This is a genomic window from Crenalkalicoccus roseus (assembly GCF_004761865.1).
In the GTDB taxonomy this organism is placed as follows: domain Bacteria; phylum Pseudomonadota; class Alphaproteobacteria; order Acetobacterales; family Acetobacteraceae; genus Crenalkalicoccus; species Crenalkalicoccus roseus.
Genome location: NZ_SJDM01000104.1, coordinates 1 through 1,199, shown reverse-complemented (window position 1 = coordinate 1,199; position 1,199 = coordinate 1). Strand labels below are relative to the sequence as shown.

1 protein-coding gene is annotated in these 1,199 nt (G+C 50.5%); it reads right to left on the bottom strand.

What is annotated here, in order from left to right:
• Nucleotides 1-829 precede the first annotated feature (829 nt).
• Nucleotides 830-1,199, bottom strand: a 370-nt coding sequence (locus ET526_RS21075; protein ID WP_158295668.1) for a serine hydrolase, incomplete at its 5' end; no start/stop codon positions are given.

Sequence of the window (1,199 nt, the reverse complement as noted above, 5' to 3'; positions counted from 1 at the left end):
CAGGAAAGAACATGTGAGCAAAAGGCCAGCAAAAGGCCAGGAACCGTAAAAAGGCCGCGTTGCTGGCGTTTTTCCATAGGCTCCGCCCCCCTGACGAGCATCACAAAAATCGACGCTCAAGTCAGAGGTGGCGAAACCCGACAGGACTATAAAGATACCAGGCGTTTCCCCCTGGAAGCTCCCTCGTGCGCTCTCCTGTTCCGACCCTGCCGCTTACCGGATACCTGTCCGCCTTTCTCCCTTCGGGAAGCGTGGCGCTTTCTCATAGCTCACGCTGTAGGTATCTCAGTTCGGTGTAGGTCGTTCGCTCCAAGCTGGGCTGTGTGCACGAACCCCCCGTTCAGCCCGACCGCTGCGCCTTATCCGGTAACTATCGTCTTGAGTCCAACCCGGTAAGACACGACTTATCGCCACTGGCAGCAGCCACTGGTAACAGGATTAGCAGAGCGAGGTATGTAGGCGGTGCTACAGAGTTCTTGAAGTGGTGGCCTAACTACGGCTACACTAGAAGAACAGTATTTGGTATCTGCGCTCTGCTGAAGCCAGTTACCTTCGGAAAAAGAGTTGGTAGCTCTTGATCCGGCAAACAAACCACCGCTGGTAGCGGTGGTTTTTTTGTTTGCAAGCAGCAGATTACGCGCAGAAAAAAAGGATCTCAAGAAGATCCTTTGATCTTTTCTACGGGGTCTGACGCTCAGTGGAACGAAAACTCACGTTAAGGGATTTTGGTCATGAGATTATCAAAAAGGATCTTCACCTAGATCCTTTTAAATTAAAAATGAAGTTTTAAATCAATCTAAAGTATATATGAGTAAACTTGGTCTGACAGTTACCAATGCTTAATCAGTGAGGCACCTATCTCAGCGATCTGTCTATTTCGTTCATCCATAGTTGCCTGACTCCCCGTCGTGTAGATAACTACGATACGGGAGGGCTTACCATCTGGCCCCAGTGCTGCAATGATACCGCGAGACCCACGCTCACCGGCTCCAGATTTATCAGCAATAAACCAGCCAGCCGGAAGGGCCGAGCGCAGAAGTGGTCCTGCAACTTTATCCGCCTCCATCCAGTCTATTAATTGTTGCCGGGAAGCTAGAGTAAGTAGTTCGCCAGTTAATAGTTTGCGCAACGTTGTTGCCATTGCTACAGGCATCGTGGTGTCACGCTCGTCGTTTGGTATGGCTTCATTCAGCTCCGGT